We start from the raw sequence: 18252 nt of genomic DNA, 5'->3' as shown, positions 1-18252 counted from the left end.
GATGACTTATTAATTGTCTTTTTCATTTGGTGACTTTTTTGTCAACCTATTTCAGGACAAGTCAACCATCAAAAGCGCTTTTTATTCGCCCTTTTTCGCCCTCAATCCGGCCTTTTTGAAAGATCAACAGGCGTAAAATATCCTGTTTGGGTTTTTATTAAGCATCTGATTTTTAGCTTATTGTAATTTATAGCCTGTCCCGTTTTTTGGTAAATGAGTACAAAATGGAACAAAGGTTTTTGAGGCCGACATCAATATATTCGTATACCTTTTCCTGTCAATTAACTTTGGTAACGTGTTTATAGTATTAGTAAAGATTACCAAAATGAATTTCTAAAATTTAAAGCAAAACTTGCAGTAACAGCCCCGTATGTGTAACTTTCAATGTCGATAATCGCAAGAAGTATCGTTTTAATATAAACTACACTACCAGGTAAACTAATGATTAATTTTTCAAGGACGCTTGCGGTAATTTTCGCAGCCGGTATTACTCTTTTTTCGCAGGCTTATGCTCAAACTAATGCCACAGCATGGAAGGTTTACTCGCCCGACCACGCGCTTCAAATAAATTTAGAGCTGAACAACGGCAGCCTGAGCTATAAAGTTCAGAATAAAAATAGCGAAGTGGTACGCCAATCGAAGCTTGGTGTTGAGACCACCACCGATAAATTTACCGGTGGCCTGAGCTTTGTGAACGAGCTTACCCGCAAAATTAATGAGATCTATACGCTGCCTGTGGGTAAATATCACGTATACCATGCCATAGCCAACCAGGCAAGCATTACATTTGCCAACAGCGATAAAAACAAGATAACTATAGATCTGCGTGCTTATAATGATGGGGTAGCCTTTCGTTACCGCTTTCCCGATTCAGCTAAAAATTATACGCTTGTAAAAGAGCTTACTGAGTTTGCCATACCAGAAGCGGCCGCCTGGATACAACCTTACGATAAAGACCCGGCTTACGAAAACGTATTTAAGAACGGCATCCCGGCAGGTACGGCAGCTAAAGATAGCAGCGGCTGGGCATTCCCTGCATTGTTCCACACTAAGGACCAATGGCTGTTCATTTCAGAAAGTAACACAACGGCCGATAACGCCGCCATGCACCTGCAGCAAAACGCTGCCAATGGCATATATAAAATGGCCTTCCCATTAGCTGCCGAAGGTTTGGGGCAGGGTAGTGCGTACCCTGTTGCAAAAACACCGTTTGCTACCGCCTGGCGACTGATCATTGCCGGAGAAAGTGCAGGTACTGTTGTACAATCAAGCCTTGTGAGCCATTTAGCGCAGCCAAATGCCATAGGCAATATTTCATGGGTTGAACCGGGCCGCTCGTCGTGGAGCTGGTGGAGCGACCACGCCAGCAGCCGCAACATTACCACTATGAAACGTTTTGTTGACCTTGCAGCCAAAATGAAATGGGAATACTCATTGGTTGATGCCAACTGGAATATCCCAACAAGCGGTGGCACCATAGAGGACCTGGTAAAATATGCCAAACAAAAAGGGGTAAAACTTACGCTGTGGTATAATTCCGGCGGGCCGCACAACAACGTTGGGGAACAGCCCCGCGATGTAATGTTTAACTCCGATACACGCAGGCAGGAATTGAAAAAAATACACGACTGGGGTGTTAAAGCCATTAAGGTGGACTTTTTTCAGAGCGATAAACAGAACATCATGAAGCTGTATACCGACATCCTGAAGGATGCGGCTAAAGAAGAGATTATGGTGATTTTTCATGGTAGCACCATACCGCGCGGGTGGGCACGTACTTACCCTAATTTACTATCGATGGAATCGGTTAGGGGCGCCGAAAATTACGGCTGGTCTAACGATTTTGCTACGGATGCTGCCGAGTTAAACACCATTTATGTATTTACCCGAAATGTAGCCGGTTCAATGGATTATACGCCCGTTACTTTTTCCGATTATAAATGCTGCCCGCATACTACAACAAATACACATGAGCTGGCTCTGAGCGTGATGTTTGAGTCTGGAATGATGCACTTTGCCGACAGCGATTCATCTTACTTAAGCCGGGATAATGTGGTAAAGGCTTTCCTGAGCAGCGTGCCCAACACCTGGGATGACACCCGCTATATACAGGGCGAACCCGGTAAAGAAGCCATCATAGCCCGCCGTAAAGGCAAAAACTGGTATATAGCCGGTATAAATGGCGAAAGTACGGCCAAAACCTGGACGATATCATTGCCGTTTTTATATAATAAAGATGTGTTTCGCGGTACGCTATTTACAGACGGAAACACACCGCGTACTATAGCGCACCGGGAAATTGTACAGGAGAAAGATAGTAAGGTAACAGTTGGGATAATGCCAAAAGGCGGGTTTGTTTTAGAACTAAAACCGCAATAGTTAACCTATTTAAGCCCAAATAACAGGCTATTGGTTTCCTCCCCGGGGAGGGGTTTAGTCAGTTTTCCATACCGCTTGTTAAAATCCCTCCCTGCACCCTCCCGTTGGAAGGGAATTGCACTGGGCCAACGCTTTTTTATGATAAATTTATCTGGACTAAAGCGTTTATATTTATTGGACTACATATATCATTAGCAGAATTGTAAAATTTGATTATCACCAAAACGGTGTTTGTTTTAACGTTTAAACCCTACAAAAATGCCCGTTTCTGAAATTGTATACCAACGCGAATTAACACTCAGCGCAGATGAATTTATTGATGTATTAAACCGGAGTACCCTCGCCGAGCGCCGCCCCGTTGATGATGCCGGACGGATACAGGATATGCTGCAAAATGCCAACCTGATAGTAACCGCCCGTTTAGATGGTAAATTGGTGGGTATATCGCGCGCGCTAACGGATTTTGCTTTTTGCACCTACCTGTCGGACCTGGCGGTTGATCAGGCTTATCAAAAACAGGGGATCGGTGTGCGCCTCATAGCCGAAACAAAAAGGCAATCGCCAAAGGCCAAACTGATATTGCTTGCTGCGCCTGCCGCGGTAAACTATTATCCCAAAACCGGTATGACGCAGTTTAGCCATTGTTTTTTGCTTAATGATGTTAATGATCTAAAACTGAAAGAATAACATATCCGCATTTTGTATAGCCATGATAACATAACAGGGTTTTGGCAGATTAAATTCCTTCCTTGGAAAATTAGTAGCCCATTACTGGACAGAGTAACCAAACGTTCCGATGGAACGTGCTCATTATTTATCCCGTAGGGATGTTTGGTGGGTAGAAGAAGCATTTTACAATGCTCCAACCAATCGTTCCTGCGGAACGTATTCATTATTCATCCCGTAGGGATGTTTGGTGGGTAGAAGAAGTGTAAGAAAAAGTAGCTATGTTCCATCGGAACGTTTGGTCCGCTACTGCAAGCGTCCCGCTTGTGGATTTAGGACTGTAATAAATAAGCTGAGTTTTACATAACATAATGCAACAAAGTTACCAGGCATACGGACACAAGCGGGACGCTTGCGATAGCAAACTAAGCCTCCCGGCACTTTCTTGATATTAAGCGATCTCGTGCCATTATTTGCACAAAAACAAAATAATGGCGTAACTTAATTGCCTCAACCAATTATACATGAGGAAGATATTCGCCGGATCAATATTAGTGGCCGTTGTTGCCATATTTACCTTTGGCTGTACTCAAAAAAAGGACTACAGAGGCTGGCCGCAGTATAAAGGCTCTAACGAGAACATCCATTACTCATCATTAAATGAGGTTGATACCGGCAATGTAAAGCAATTGCAGGTAGCATGGACGTATCACACCCGCGATGCTGATTCGGCAAACCATTCGCAGATCCAGTGCAACCCCATCGTGATAGACGGCGTGATGTACGGCACCACGCCAAAAATGAAGCTTTTTGCTATTGATGCCGCTACCGGGCGTGAGAAGTGGCAGTTTAACCCCTTTGATTCATTGGCCAGGGATAAGCGTATGTTTTTTATTATGAACAACTCAAGAGGCGTGGCTTATTGGGGCAATGGTGATGATAAACGGGTGTTTTACGCGGCAGGGCCGTATTTATATTGCATTAATGCTGCTACGGGTAAAACGGTAAACAGCTTTGGGGATAAAGGTAAAATTGACCTGCATGATGGCCTTGGCCGCGATGTTGCCGATCTGTTTGTTACGGCCAGTTCACCACCTATTATTTATGGCGATATCATGATCATGGGCACCCGGGTGGATGAGGGTTCGCATGCAGCGCCGGGGCATATCCGTGCCTACAACGTGCACACCGGTAAACAGCTTTGGATCTTCCATACCATCCCACATCCCGGCGAACCGGGTTATGAAACATGGGAAGACCCCAACGCTTATAAATTTATTGGCGGCGCTAATGTTTGGAGCGGCTTTAGTTTGGATGAAAAACGCGGTATAGTTTACGGTTGCACAGGCTCGGCAAGCTACGATTGGTATGGCGGCAACCGTTTGGGTAACAACCTTTATGCCGATTGCCTGCTGGCGCTTGATGCCAAAACCGGGAAACTGATATGGCATTTTCAGGATATTCATCATGATGTTTGGGATAAAGATATCCCATCGGCACCGGCGCTGGTTACCATAAAAAAGGACGGAAAGGATATTGAGGCTGTTGCTATTACCACCAAAACAGGCTTTATATTTACTTTTGACAGGGTTACCGGTAAACCTGTATATGACATTGTAGAAAAACCTGTACCCACCTTTACCGACCTGGCAGGAGAGAAGCTTTCTAAAACGCAGCCATACCCAACCTTGCCCGCGCCCTTTATGAGCCAGCAATTAACGGAGAGTAATATCAATCCGTACCTGCCCGATTCGTCGAAACAACAGGTGTTAAAGGCGTTCAGGAATTATAAGACAGATCATATGTTCAATTCCATATCCTTACAGGGCACGGTAGTATATCCGGGTTTAGATGGTGGTGCCGAATGGGGTGGCCCGTCTTACGATCCTGAAAGTGGCATTTTATATGTTAATGCCAACCAAATGGCCTGGATTATACAGGCTATCCCCCTAAATAATAAGGAAACAGCAAATGAAACCAACCTGCAGGCAGGCCAGCGCTTGTTTAAAGCCAATTGCATGACCTGCCACGCAGCCGACCGTAAGGGATCGGGCACATTCCCGTCGCTTATCAATATCGAAAGGAAATATAAACCGGCATCGTTTGATACCCTATTGCAATCGGGCAGGCGGATGATGCCTGCATTCAGGCAGTTAAAAGCCGTTGAACGTAAGGCCATTGCATCCTATGTTTTAAATATCAGCGCAGAACAGCCAAAGCCGTTTATAAATACCGACAGCCATAAAGATGATGTGTTTAAAGTGCCTTATTCCATAGTAGGGTATAATAAATTCCTGAGTAAGGAAGGCTATCCTGCAATTGCACCACCATGGGGAACGCTGAACGCCATTAACCTGAATACGGGTAAACTGGTTTGGAAAACAACCCTGGGTAACGATCCCGAATTTCCGCATGGCGAGGAAGACTCCGGTGCCGAAAACTATGGGGCATCGGTAATAACCAAAGGAGGGCTGTTGTTTATTGCGGCCACAAAGGATGGTAAATTCCGCGCTTTCAATAAAAAAACCGGTAAACTGCTTTGGGAAGTTACCCTGCCTGCACCGGGCTACGCCACACCATCGGTTTATGAGTTGAATGGCAGGCAGTATATTGTAATAGCCTGCGGCGGTGGTAAAATGAATACCCGGTCGGGTGATAGCTATGTGGCTTTCGCGCTGCCATCAAAGTAAGGCTTATTTTACAGTGATGGATGTTGCCAGGCGGTAAAAGAAACATAATAAATCAGTGAGCTTTTTAACAAAGCATATTGAGCTTTACAACAAAGCGGAGGTGATTAATCAAGGCTACTTTTGTATAAACAATTAACAATTAAAACAATGACAAAAGTTTGGTTTATAACAGGCAGCTCCCGTGGATTAGGGCGCAGCCTTACCGAAGCAGTGCTTGCCACAGGCGATAAAGTAGCGGCAACAGCCCGCAATACCGATAGTTTACAAGAGCTGGCCGCTAAATACCCCGGGCAGGTTTACCCGGTAAAATTAGATGTAACCGATTACGAACAGGTGCATAAGGCCATGGCTGACACCGTTAACCATTTTGGAAAGATTGATGTACTGGTAAATAACGCCGGTTTTGGAATTACCGGTGCAGTTGAAGCCTACACCGATGAACAGGTGCGTAGTCAGTTAGAAACAAACCTGTACGCGCCGATAGAAATAACCCGCGCAGTATTACCGTATATGCGTAAGCAACGCAGCGGGCACATTTTGCAGATAAGCTCGATAGGTGGCAGGGTAGGCAGCGGCGGCGTTAGCATTTACCAGGCCGCTAAATTTGGCTTGAGTGGTTTTAGCGAAGGCCTGGCGGTTGAGGTTGCCCCTTTAAATATAAAAGTAACTTGTGTTGAACCGGGCGGTTTCCGTACAGATTGGGCTGGCGACTCGATGACTTATGCGCCGCAGGTAGAAGGTTACGAAACTACGGTTGATGCACGGGTGGCCGCGTTTAAAAGCGCTTCATTTAAACCCATAGGCGACCCCGCTAAAGCTGCCAGAGTGATGATAGATATAGTGAACAACCCCGAGCCTCCCCTGCATTTATTGCTGGGCAGCGAGGCGGTAGCTATCGTTAAACACTCTGAAGCGGCTAAGCTTAGGGAACTGGAGAAATGGGAAAGCATCAGCACCTCTACAGATGCTGATGATGCCGAAAACTTCCTGGAAACCGAACACGGTAAAAGGTATTTAAATTTGAAAAAGTAAATTTGGTAAATGGTTGATTGGGTGAGTGGTTAACTAGTTTGTAAAAGCTGCAACTACTCACACAATCAACCACTCACTACTAACCCCCAAATAATGCCAGCTAAAACTTATATATCCGAAAAACCTAAAATAGCCTATTCCTGCTATTATACCCGTAACAGGGAGGGCGAGCAGTTTGTAGCCGAGCATGTGTTCAGCTACCAGGTTTCGGGTGTGTTTACCATGATAGCAGGCGAGCAGCAGTTTGTTTTTAACGAGGGCGATTTCAGGTTCATCAGGCGTAACCAGTTGGTGAAGTTTGTAAAACAGCCTCCGCCAAACGGCGAGTTTAAATCGGTATCGGTTTACCTCGACCAGGAGACCCTGCGCAATTTTAGCATGGAGTACGGTTACAAAGCCGCCGGGCATTATAATGGGGATGCTGTTATTAAGCTAAAACCTGATGGCCTGTACAAAAGCTTCATGCAATCACTATTCCCGTATCAGCAGGATAATGTTGTAATGAGCGATAAGCTGCAGGATCTGAAATTGCGTGAAGCCATTTTGCTGTTATTGCAGGCCCAGCCCGAATTGAAGGATATCCTTTTTGATTTTAGCGAACCCGGTAAAATTGACCTGGAAGGCTTTATGGAAAAGAACTTTCATTTTAATGTACAGCTAAAAAGGTTTGCCTACTTAACCGGTCGCAGCCTGGCAACCTTTAAGCGCGATTTTGAGAAGATTTTTAACCTTACGCCCAGCCGCTGGTTACAGCAGCGCAGGTTGCAGGAAGCGCATTATTTGATCAAAGAACAAGGCAAAGCCCCATCAGATGTTTACCTGGAACTGGGCTTTGAAGATCTGTCGCACTTTTCCTTCGCGTTTAAGAATAAATACGGCGTTGCGCCATCAAAATTATAGGCGAAAAATATATTTTTTATATTAATTCAACGTTAATTATACGTACATTTAATATAACCAAATTGTTAAGCCAATGCGTGCGCTTTCCTGCTTTTTGCTTACACTGTATTTTGCAGTGTGTTTTACTGCCGTAAAAGGGCAGGGGCAACAGGTACGTGTTGATTTTTATAAAGATCCATTCCTGGTTACGGTTGACAGATCTGTTGCTGTTGATATACCGCAGCAGTTTACCGCCGCAAGCTTTAAAAAGGGATACACAGAGCTAAGCGCCGCAAAATATCAGCCCGTTATCGATTCGCTTTTGGCTTACAAGGCAGAGCATCAGCTTAACGACTGGCTGTATTACCAGCTTATCCGCAGGGTGGCGCAGCAAATAAGCCCTAAGGAAAATAACTACGGCCAATACACCTTTTACAAATGGTTTATGCTGAGTAAATCGGGTTATGATGCCCGGCTGGCTATATCCCATCAAAAGGTTATTTTTTATGTGTACAATAACGAGGATATCAGCGATATCCCTTATTTTATGGTAGATGGTAAACAGTTTGTTTGCCTGAATATACATGATTACGCCAATACAAACCTTAACGACGACCCGCCTTTGCCGGTAAATATCCCCATCGCGGCAGCAACAAAAGCATTTTCATACAAGGTTACTTTGATGCCCGACTTTAAGCCCGAAAATGCTATTGAAAAGGATGTATCATTTGTTTACGACAGGAAACAGTACCATTTTAAAGTAAAACTGAATACCGACCAGCAAAAGGCGTTCACCAATTACCCGGGCGTTAGTTTTGAAACTTATTTTAACATCCCGCTGAGTAAAGAAACCTACGGCTCACTTATCCCATTGTTAAAAAAGAACATGAAAGGGATGGATGAGAAAAAAGGTGTGGATTACCTGATGCGCTTTACGCGTTATGCTTTTTTGTATGAGAACGATAACGATAATTTCGGCAAGGAGAAACGCCTATCGCCGGGCGAAACGCTGGCCTCAAACTACAGCGACTGCGATGACCGGGCTGCTTTATTCTTTTACCTGGTGAAAGAGATGTACAACCTGCCCATGATAGCCCTGTTATACCCAACCCATATTACCATGGCAGTAGAGTTTAGCAAACCCATTGGCGACCCAATTGTATATAACGGCAAAACCTACTCCGTTTGTGAGCCAACCCCGCAGGCCGAAAACCTGGGCATCGGGCAAATGTCTGCCAAGTTAAAGAACATACCATACCATGTGGTATATGCTTATGAGCCGTTAAATAAGCTATAAAAAACATGCTTTTATAAGCAAATTTAGTAACTTCATTCCCGGTAGTATTACGGAATAGACTTATAATGCACTATAAATACCTCTGCGTTTTTACTAAAACATTACTACTAACAATTGTAATGCTGTTATGCATTAACAGATCGTTTGCACAAAAAAGCAATAATATATGGTATTTTGGTGAATATGCCGGGTTCGACTTTAACCAGGGGGCTCCCGTTTCATTAACTAATGGACAATTATCTGCAATTGAAGCTTGCGCCAGTGTGGCCGATAATAATGGAAATATTTTATTTTATACGGATGGCATAACAGTTTGGAATAAACAGAATGCGATAATGCTTAATGGCTCCGGTTTAAGTGGTGAGGTGTCCGCTACCCAAACCCTTATAGTGCAAAAGCCGGGGAGTGATGATATTTACTACATTTTTAGCACCAAAACAAATAACGGCGAGTTAGATTACTCAACAGTTGATATTACAAAAGATGGAGGGCTTGGAGAAATCACTCAAAAAAATGAATTTTTATTAACCTTTTCCACAGAAAAAATTGCCGCTGTGAGGCATGCTAATGGTAAAGATATTTGGTTAATAGCGCATGAAGCAAACAATAATACTTTTGTAACCTGGTTAATTACTGCTAATGGGGTGCCTACCACTCCTTCGTCTTCCACATCAATTGGTACGCTTAATAAAGGTGATTTAACCAGCGGGATTGGCTACTTAAAAGCATCACCCGACGGGAAAACCCTTGCATTGGCAAGCTATGATGAAAATGAAGGCTTTGTGGAAACCTTTAGTTTTGATACCAGCCTGGGGTATATGAGCAATGCGCATACTTTAAGGGGCTTTACATCCAATACCAACCCTTATGGTATAGAGTTTTCGCCTGATGGTAAATTGCTGTATATAACCGAATACCAAATATCTGTAGGCTGCAAACTTTACCAGGTAAAACTGCCGTTTACTAACGGGCAGGTTAGTGATAAGGGAATTGTTTTGTCTATATCTGCGGGGTATGGCGCATTACAGCTGGCCCCAGATGATAAAATATATTTAAGCCAATTTGATCAGAATTATCTGCATGTTATAAATTCTCCCAATACAGAAGGCCCCGGCTGTGATTTTGTTACCGAAGCCGTTTATCTTAATGGCAAACGAGCCAAATTGGGTTTGCCACCTGCTTATGTTACTACAAGTACCGGGATAACTATTAATACCACAGGTATTTGTTTTGGCGGGGCTACATCGTTTAATCTGGTATCAGCCATCAATAATTTTGACAGCATTACCTGGGACTTTGGAGACCCTGCGTCAGGGGCGGATAATGTATCAAATCAACGTAATCCTTCGCATCAGTTCAGTCAGCCCGGTACTTATACTGTTAAAGTTACCACATTGTACAATGGGATAATAAATACCGAAACTAAACAAATAGATATTGTTGCTTCTCCGGACGGTGCGCTGCGTGATGTAGCTGCCGATAAGTCAATATTGTGTGATGACGGGGTAGTAAATATTACAGCACATGGTGCAACCGGGGCCGGGGTTTATAATTGGTATGATGCCAGCCAAAATTTTATAGTAGCAAACAGTGGTTTATATCAAACACTGGTTTTAACAGCCAGTACATCATTTTATGTGGCGATAAGTAACGGAGGGTGCGAAGGCGAGCGGGTGCGGATTGATATTAAATACGCTAAGGCTACTGCTCATATTACTGCATCAAATACAATCATTAATCCGGGCGAAGCTGTTGTTCTTACCGCTAACGATGCACAACTATACCAATGGAGCAGCCCGACAGCTTTTTTAACCGCAACCGATACAAAAACGGTAACAAGTACACCGGCTGTAAATGCCACTTACAAGCTTGTTGTTACCAATGCTGATGGTTGTACGGCCGAAACTACTGTTGAAATAATAGTACGGTCGGATATTAAGATACCCAATACGTTTACCCCTAATGCCGATGGCATTAATGATTATTGGGTAATTAAAAACATGGATGTGCTTGATAACCTTACACAAGTGTTTAACAGGAACGGCAGCCTGGTTTATAGCATGAAAAATTATAAAAATAGCTGGAACGGCACCCGAAATGGCAAACCATTGCCCGCAGGTACTTATTATTATATTATTACATTATATGATCGTACCGTTTTAAGCGGTAATGTCACAATTTTAAGATGACCTACAAAAAATTATCGCTTTCCCTGTAAGCTTCAATAACGCGTTGTTCGCCTTCTTTACCGGGGCGGGAGTTGCCGTGTTCCATACCTAAAACGCCTTTGTAGCCTTTCTCGTGCAGGAATTTAAAGATGTTCTTATAGTTCACCTCGCCGGTGGTAGGCTCGTTACGGCCGGGGTTATCGCCAATCTGGAAGTAGGCTATCTCGTCCCATGTAAGTTTGATGTTATTGATCATGTTACCTTCATTCTTGGCCATGTGGTACATATCGTACAGTATTTTGCAGCTTGGGCTGTTAACACCCTTGCATATCATATAGGTTTGTGCCGATGTACGCAGGTACAGGTCGGGCGTATCGCTCAAGGGCTCAAGCACCATTACAATGCCGTGGGGCTCTAATATTTCGGCGCCTTTGCGCAGGGCAGTTATTACGTTCGCGTTTTGAATATCCAACGGCAGGTTACGGGTAAAATCCCCGGGCACCACGGTAGCCAGTTTACCGCCGCAGCGTTTTGATACCTCAACGGCTTGTTTGCAACCTTTTAAAAATATGTCAATATGTTCCTGCTTGTTTGCGGTCAACGTGTTTTGGCCGTTACCGCCCTTATCAACCACAAAAACACCCATTTGCATGCCCAGTTTAGCCAGCAGGTTACCTATCTTTTCCTGTTCGGCAGCGGGTCTGCCAGCCATACCGTTATCTTCAATGCTCCGGAAACCCTGGTCATACATAAATTGGATCTGATCAAGGAAGCTGTTGCCGGCCAGGTTCTTGAACATCCCGTCGTGTGGTGCGTAGTTCAGGTTAAATGGCTTGCCTGCTGCACTGTCAGTATTTTTAAGCTGTGAATTGGCAACAACTGCTGTGCCGGTTAAAAGGGTACCGGCTAATAATGAGCTGTTTTTTAGAAAGCTGCTTCTGTTCATGGTAATAGGTTATGATATTGGAATGTGCAATATCTTATTTTTTGCGGGAATTATCAGGCGGTAATATTATTTATTGGGAATAGGTTATTCTTTTCCCTTTTTTACCGCACTGTTTTTGATGAAGAGCACAGCCATTAACGAACCTAAAAAACCCAGCCCTGCCGAGATGCGCATGATGTTACCATAGGCGGATATAAAGCTGTTTTTATAGGCTGTTTGAATAGCAATCTTATCCTGCCCGGTGAAGGTATCGGGCACTTTGGCGTTGCCCAGGTTAACACTTTGTTTTATAACCTCCTGTTCTTGCCTGTTGTTCAGTTTTATGTTTTTGATCTCGCCCTGCAAGGCTCCGGTGAAAAACAGTACCGCCAAAGCACCCAGTATCGCGTTAGCAAAAACATTGGCTATACGGGTAAGTGCGTTGTTCACGCCCGATGCGGTTCCTGAAAAATGATCACTTACCGAACCCATAACCGCTGTGGTAAGCGGCGCTACGGTAAACGACATGCCAAGTCCGAATACCACTATGCCCGGGAAAAAGGTTGTCCAGTAGGCAGATGGCCCGGCGGTTTGTTTTACGAATGATAATATCAGCAAGCCTAAACCCGCTAAGGCTGGGCCAACAATAAGTAACAGCCGTGGGCCATGTTTATCTGCCAGTGCGCCCGCAAAACGGGCAATAGTGATCATCAGTATGGTGAATGGCAAAAAGGTTAAGCCCGATTGCAGCTGGCTGTAGCCCTGTACCTGCACCATGTTCAACCCTAAAAACAACATGCCCGCGCCAAGCCCCGCATACAGGAAAAACGTAAGCAGGTTTGCGCCGCTAAAGGTTAGGTTGCTGAAAAGTTGCAAGGGCATCATGGGCGATTTGCTTTTCTTTTCTACAGCTACGAAAGCCACTAACAGCAATGCGCCGGTAATTAATGACGTATATACCTGCCAGTTGCTTAAACCCACCGCCGGGATGCGTAAAAAGCCAAAGGTAACGGCCGCCAAACCAAGCGCTATGGCAACAGCCCCGGCAAGGTCCAGGCTTTGCTTAGTGTCTTCATCTTTGATCTCTTTTACCTGTTTTGCAAGTACGGTTAATGCGAAGATACCGATTGGTATGTTGATGAAAAATATGTATCGCCAAAGGCCTGCATCGCCAAAGGCACCGCCCAAAACAGGGCCGCCCATGGTAACAAAAGTGGTAAAAGCGCTCCAGGTTCCAATGGCTTTTCCACGTTCATTTGGGTTGATGGAGGAGGAGATAAGCGATAAGCTGCCGGGTATCATTAATGCACCGCCAATGCCCTGCAACATCCTGAAGATAACAAGCAGGGTAACACTCGGGGCAAACCCGCAGGCGGCAGATCCTATTATAAAAATGAGTATCCCCACCATAAACACCTTTTTGCGGCCAAGCTTATCGCCCAGCGAACCACCAATAAGGATGAGCGCGGCCAACATCAGCAGGTAGGCGTTCAGGATCCAGAACAGATCTGTGCCGCTGGCATTGAGGTTTTTTTGGAGAGATGGCAACACCACATTCAATGCCGTTGCATCAATAAATGCCATGGCCGACGCCATGATGGAAGATGCCATGATCCATTTGCCTGCCTTACTGCCTAACGCAACTGTTGCCATACCATAGGTTTATAAAGTAAACTTACAAATAACCAACGGCTAATGCCATGATGGGTTTGTAATAGTTGCGTTTAAACCTACTTAGTGTATAGAAATGCAAGTAATTGTTTTTTATTTAAAATAAACTTTGTAATTATGCCCTACCAATTACTCAAACCATTTACCGTCTCATTTATGCTTCCAGATAAGGAATACCAAATGTGGCCTGATACAGAGCTTATAGCCATGTTGCGGGCAGACGACCGTAAGGCGTTTGAGTTGCTGTACAACAGATATTCATCTAAAATATACCAGGTTGCCTATAATCTTTTCAGAGATAGGGATGTTTGTGAGGACCTGGTACAGGAGTTATTTATTGATCTGTGGGCAAAAAGGAACCAGCTGAACATTACTTCGCTGGAGTGGTACCTAAAGGTGGCTATCAAGAACCGTGTGCTGATGTATATCCGTACCCAAAAGGCCACGCTTGACCTGAGTGCCATCGCCATGCTCACCGAAAAATACACCGCTGATAGCAAGCTGATGCAAAACGACATCAGCACGATACTGGAAAACAACGTTGAACGCCTGCCCGAGAAATGCCGCCAGATCTTTAAACTGAGCCGCAAGGAATATCTTTCGAATAAAGAGATCGCATCCCGCTTAAATATCTCCACCAAAACGGTCGAGAACCAGATCACCATTGCCCTGCGCTACCTGCGTACCGGCCTTACCGATTACCTGCCGTTGATAATTGCCGCCCTGTTAACTCCACTTTTTTAATTCCGGATAAATCCCTTAAAAATATTTTCATTTTGCTTGGGGGATAGTACCCGCAATTGCATCTTACATATATAAACCATGAGAAAGTTTACTTTTCTGAGAAAAAAAATACAGGCCAAAGACCGCGCTTTGCAGGAAAAACTTGTGCATCATTATTTTGACGACCTGCAGCTGAACCAACAGCCGGAGGCCGGCGAAAATGCGGGTTTTGATAGCAAGGAGGTTTATAATCGAATCATCAATAACATTGATGCAATGCCGGTTAAGCGCGTTGGTGCAGGTAAAAAATGGATGGTAGCTGCCTCGTTGTTTGCTGTTGCATCCTTATCGGTATTAGGCTTTTACAACCGTATCAGGATATTGGATATTGTATCACCAATTGCCCAAAAACAATTCAGCACAGTTAACGGCCAGGTTGCCAGCTTAACCCTTGCCGATGGTACAAAAGTTTGGCTTAACGGCGGCAGTAAAATAAACTACCCTGAAGCCTTTCGTGGTGATAAGAGAGAGATCACCTTAACCGGCGAAGCATTTTTAGACGTAGCGCATAATGCTAAAAAAGCATTTATTGTACATACAGGCAATATACGTACACAGGTATTGGGCACAAGTTTTAATATAAAAGCTTACCCCGAAGACAGCTTTGTAAAGGTTGATGTAGTTACGGGCAAGGTTGGTGTTGTTGCATCAGCTGCCCCTACGGTTTTTTTAACACCAGCCCAGGAGGTTACCATTGTTAAGAAAAACCACAGCGCTATTATAGCTAAAGATATTGATGTTGCTGCGCTTAGCGGCTGGAAAGATGGCGATTTTATTGTGAAGAACATGCCTTTGCCCGAAGTGCTGAACGCGGTTAAACACCGCTTTAATGTGTTGATAAAGGCCGATGCCAACTTAACCAAGTGCTCTATATCTGCCAATTTTACCAATGTATCGCTGCAGAATATTATGAAGATAATAGCCAAACTGGTAAAGGGTAAAGTAACCCCCGATGGCACCAATTACCAGCTAAAAGGCAAGGGCTGTTAATAAAAAAGAAGAAACCAATTTTAAATAGATAACCAATTATCAACTAACCTAAATTAAAAACCATATGAGAACATAAATACATAAAAAAACCCTGTTCAATGGGATTTGAAACAGGGCGATTAAAATGCCGGGTTATTATTAAGTGTACGTTTCAGAGGTCGAATTCAGAGAACGCTGCACTTGAATTTCAAACACTTTAATTTATTCAAATCTATGAATATATCTCTATTTTCAAATGGAGTAGTTCGTTATGTATTAATATTAATGAAATATACCTCGCTTGCCTGCTTTGTTGTTTGCTTAATGTGCTTTACTGCCGTTGCAAACAATTCTTATGGCCAGAAATTTTTAGAGCAACAGGTAACGCTTAAGCTGAAAAACCAAAAGCTTACCGAAACGCTCGATAAATTATCGGCCAATAATAAAGTAAAATTTGCCTATGCAGATAATTTACTAAAGCCGTCATTCCGGGTAAACATAAATGTAAGTAACAAAAGCATCAAAGAGGTGCTTGATGAGGTTTTAACTCCATTTAACCTTGGTTACAAAATTATTGATGATGTTATAGTTATCAGCGAAAGGGCCGACGCTACAACACTCACAGGTACCAGCCAAACAGCCGCGCAAGCGGTAAAGGTAACAGGTACCGTAGTTGATGATACCAATATACCATTACCGGGCGTAAGCGTAAAGTTAAAAGGAACTAACCTGGGTACTGTTACAGATGTTAACGGTAAGTTTGTGATAGACCTGCCTGCTGCCGATGGTACTTTGGTGTTCAGCTTTATTGGCTTTACCCCAAAAGAAGTGCCGCTTAACGGCCAAACCAACGGTATTAATGTACAGTTGGTGCCTATGCAAAGCTCACTTAACGAAGTTGTAGTTGTGGGTTACGGCACGCAAAAACGTGTAAACGTAATAGGCGCTATTGACCAGGTAACTTCAAAAGCTATTGAGGGTAAGCCTGCTGTAAACCTTACACAGGCTTTACAGGGTACATCGCCAAACTTAATTATCCAGCAAACCAGCAATGAGCCGGGGGCTTACCAAACAATTAATATTCGTGGTGTAGGCACATTTGGCAATAATAGCCCCTTGGTGGTTATTGATGGCATTACCGCTACTGATGCCGGTGCACTAAACCTTTTAAACCCTCAGGATATCGAAAGCGTATCGGTGTTGAAAGATGCGGGTAGCGCAGCCATATATGGATCACGTTCGGCAAATGGTGTAATACTGGTTACCACCAAAAAAGGTAGCAAAAACGCCGGCGCTGTACTTAATTATAATGGGCAAGGCGGCGTGCAGGTACCGCATGTGGGTTATAAGCCGGTACATGCATATGAAAATGCCATTTTACGTAACGAAGCGGTTGTGAATTCAGGTTTAACCCCTATTTACAGCCCTGCGCAAATAAGACAATTCCAGGATCAGGGCGATCAGCAATGGTTTTTGGATGCCATATTGCAAAACGCGGTACAGCAAAATCATAACCTAAGCTTATCTGGTGGTAGTAATACTTCAACGTATTTGGTATCGGCGGGTGTTACAGACCAACGTAACAACCTGGTTGGCCCTAACTATGGTTTAAGGCGTTACAATTACCGCATGAACCTAAGCAGCGAATTTGGTAAATTGAAGTTAACCAGCATACTGGCATACACACGTACCGAGATAAAAGAACACTCTTTTAATACAGGTACGCTAATAGTAGATGCCGGCAGAACGCCAACTTATTATAAAATTAAAGATGATCAGGGTAATTATTTAACCAATGATGTGCTGGCGGAGTTCAATCCGCTTGGTATACTTGAAAAAGGTGGTTACCGCAAGCGCGATAATGATAATATATTCGGTAACCTTACTGCCGAGTTAGGTATCACAAAAGATTTAAAAATAAAAGGTGTATTTGGCGGTACGCTGCGATCTGACCATATGTTTGGGCGTGTTATACAGGTTAACTTTTTGCCTAAAGGCTCTTATGGTTCAGATAGGAACACAAATGACGAAAATGTTAAAAACCTTTTTATTAACACACAATTTTTAGCGCAATACACCAAAACATTTGCTAAAAACCATAACGTAGATATATTAATTGGCGTAGCAAATGAGTCGAGTACTGATGAGCAAAATTATTTACGTTTAAAATATACCGATCCCGAGTTGGGTACGCCTATAACCGGCACAGTGATAGAAACATCATCAACAGGTACCAATAGCCATACGCAGGAGAGTAGTCTTAACTCCGTATTTGGCAGGGCCTCTTATTCGTATAAAAACAAGTATTATGGCGAAGCCGATTTCAGGATAGATGCATCATCAAAGTTTGCTAAGAACAACCGTAATGCCTTCTTTCCATCATTAACGGCCGGTTACCGCCTAACAGAAGAGCGTTTTATGCAAAACTACCGTGACAAGGTGGGCGATGTAAAACTGCGTGCTTCATACGGTATTTTGGGTAACCAAAACGTTGGTAACTACCAGTTTCTCAACAACTACAGGGTTTCTCAGAATGATTATTATGGTTTTAACAACCAGCAAGTCAGCGTAATTGATATACAGTTTGCCAACCCCGATATCCGTTGGGAGCGTGCATCTACCTTTAACGTTGGTGCCGATCTAAATTTCTTCAAGAGCGCTTTAACCGTTAGTTTAGATTACTTTAACAAAATAACCAGGGATATATTATTGCCACCTGTAGTACCCGGTGTTTATGGTGCATCAGCATCAGATTATAACGCGGGCGAAGTACAAAACCGCGGTTGGGAGTTA

General features: G+C 43.7%; 12 protein-coding genes. 10 read left to right on the top strand and 2 right to left on the bottom strand.

The genetic code is table 11. The annotated features are described in order from the left end of the window. Window positions 1-441 precede the first annotated feature (441 nt). The 7 genes from WC615_RS16240 to WC615_RS16210 all read left to right on the top strand — a co-directional run bounded on the left by WC615_RS16240 (window position 442) and on the right by WC615_RS16210 (window position 11132). Window positions 442-2379 carry a glycoside hydrolase family 97 catalytic domain-containing protein gene (locus WC615_RS16240; protein WP_372979129.1) on the top strand — a complete coding sequence of 646 codons (1938 nt, stop codon included), beginning with the start codon at window positions 442-444 and terminating at the stop codon, window positions 2377-2379. Between the two features lie 258 nt (window positions 2380-2637). Continuing rightward, window positions 2638-3066: a GNAT family N-acetyltransferase gene (locus WC615_RS16235; RefSeq protein ID WP_372979128.1), complete on the top strand. Its 429-nt coding sequence runs from the start codon at window positions 2638-2640 to the stop codon at window positions 3064-3066. A 503-nt stretch (window positions 3067-3569) separates the two neighbouring features. After that, entirely contained in the window at window positions 3570-5735 is a 2166-nt protein-coding gene (locus tag WC615_RS16230; protein ID WP_372979127.1) for a PQQ-binding-like beta-propeller repeat protein, read from the top strand. A 147-nt stretch (window positions 5736-5882) separates the two neighbouring features. Further along, complete coding sequence (locus tag WC615_RS16225; RefSeq protein WP_372979126.1) at window positions 5883-6767, top strand: oxidoreductase; 885 nt, start codon at window positions 5883-5885, stop codon at window positions 6765-6767. A gap of 93 nt (window positions 6768-6860) precedes the next feature. Beyond that, window positions 6861-7667: a helix-turn-helix domain-containing protein gene (locus WC615_RS16220; RefSeq protein ID WP_372979125.1), complete on the top strand. Its 807-nt coding sequence runs from the start codon at window positions 6861-6863 to the stop codon at window positions 7665-7667. 73 nt (window positions 7668-7740) lie between these two features. Continuing rightward, window positions 7741-8943: a hypothetical protein gene (locus WC615_RS16215; protein WP_372979124.1), complete on the top strand. Its 1203-nt coding sequence runs from the start codon at window positions 7741-7743 to the stop codon at window positions 8941-8943. 119 nt (window positions 8944-9062) lie between these two features. Further along, window positions 9063-11132 carry a gliding motility-associated C-terminal domain-containing protein gene (locus tag WC615_RS16210; protein ID WP_372979123.1) on the top strand — a complete coding sequence of 690 codons (2070 nt, stop codon included), beginning with the start codon at window positions 9063-9065 and terminating at the stop codon, window positions 11130-11132. Between the two features lies 1 nt (window position 11133). On the opposite strand, the gene WC615_RS16205 is transcribed toward WC615_RS16210, so the two are convergent. After that, window positions 11134-12057 (bottom strand): hydroxypyruvate isomerase family protein, encoded by a 924-nt coding sequence (locus WC615_RS16205; protein ID WP_372979122.1) that lies wholly within the window; start codon window positions 12055-12057, stop codon window positions 11134-11136. 84 nt (window positions 12058-12141) lie between these two features. Next, window positions 12142-13689 carry a DHA2 family efflux MFS transporter permease subunit gene (locus WC615_RS16200; protein WP_372979121.1) on the bottom strand — a complete coding sequence of 516 codons (1548 nt, stop codon included), beginning with the start codon at window positions 13687-13689 and terminating at the stop codon, window positions 12142-12144. A 135-nt stretch (window positions 13690-13824) separates the two neighbouring features. Between WC615_RS16200 and WC615_RS16195 the strand changes: the two genes are divergently transcribed. The 3 genes from WC615_RS16195 to WC615_RS16185 form a co-directional block, all read left to right on the top strand. Continuing rightward, complete coding sequence (locus WC615_RS16195; protein ID WP_372979120.1) at window positions 13825-14451, top strand: RNA polymerase sigma-70 factor; 627 nt, start codon at window positions 13825-13827, stop codon at window positions 14449-14451. A gap of 78 nt (window positions 14452-14529) precedes the next feature. Next, window positions 14530-15480, top strand: coding sequence for a FecR family protein (locus tag WC615_RS16190; RefSeq protein WP_372979119.1), 951 nt, complete (start codon window positions 14530-14532; stop codon window positions 15478-15480). Window positions 15481-15744: 264 nt separating this feature from the next. Continuing rightward, window positions 15745-18252, top strand: a 2508-nt coding sequence (locus WC615_RS16185; protein WP_372979118.1) for a SusC/RagA family TonB-linked outer membrane protein, incomplete at its 3' end; no start/stop codon positions are given.

Source organism: Mucilaginibacter sp., from assembly GCF_041663085.1.
Lineage (GTDB): Bacteria > Bacteroidota > Bacteroidia > Sphingobacteriales > Sphingobacteriaceae > Mucilaginibacter.
Note: the sequence above shows the minus strand (reverse complement) of the source record. Positions and strands in the feature narration are given on the sequence as shown.

What these genes read in the sequence shown, in the direction of transcription:
- WC615_RS16240 (WP_372979129.1), top strand. Translation starts at nt 442, where the DNA reads ATGATTAATTTTTCAAGGACGCTTGCGGTAATTTTCGCAGCCGGTATT.
- WC615_RS16235 (WP_372979128.1), top strand. Translation starts at nt 2,638, where the DNA reads ATGCCCGTTTCTGAAATTGTATACCAACGCGAATTAACACTCAGCGCA.
- WC615_RS16230 (WP_372979127.1), top strand. Translation starts at nt 3,570, where the DNA reads ATGAGGAAGATATTCGCCGGATCAATATTAGTGGCCGTTGTTGCCATA.
- WC615_RS16225 (WP_372979126.1), top strand. Translation starts at nt 5,883, where the DNA reads ATGACAAAAGTTTGGTTTATAACAGGCAGCTCCCGTGGATTAGGGCGC.
- WC615_RS16220 (WP_372979125.1), top strand. Translation starts at nt 6,861, where the DNA reads ATGCCAGCTAAAACTTATATATCCGAAAAACCTAAAATAGCCTATTCC.
- WC615_RS16215 (WP_372979124.1), top strand. Translation starts at nt 7,741, where the DNA reads ATGCGTGCGCTTTCCTGCTTTTTGCTTACACTGTATTTTGCAGTGTGT.
- WC615_RS16210 (WP_372979123.1), top strand. Translation starts at nt 9,063, where the DNA reads ATGCTGTTATGCATTAACAGATCGTTTGCACAAAAAAGCAATAATATA.
- WC615_RS16205 (WP_372979122.1), bottom strand. Translation starts at nt 12,057, where the DNA reads ATGAACAGAAGCAGCTTTCTAAAAAACAGCTCATTATTAGCCGGTACC.
- WC615_RS16200 (WP_372979121.1), bottom strand. Translation starts at nt 13,689, where the DNA reads ATGGCAACAGTTGCGTTAGGCAGTAAGGCAGGCAAATGGATCATGGCA.
- WC615_RS16195 (WP_372979120.1), top strand. Translation starts at nt 13,825, where the DNA reads ATGCCCTACCAATTACTCAAACCATTTACCGTCTCATTTATGCTTCCA.
- WC615_RS16190 (WP_372979119.1), top strand. Translation starts at nt 14,530, where the DNA reads ATGAGAAAGTTTACTTTTCTGAGAAAAAAAATACAGGCCAAAGACCGC.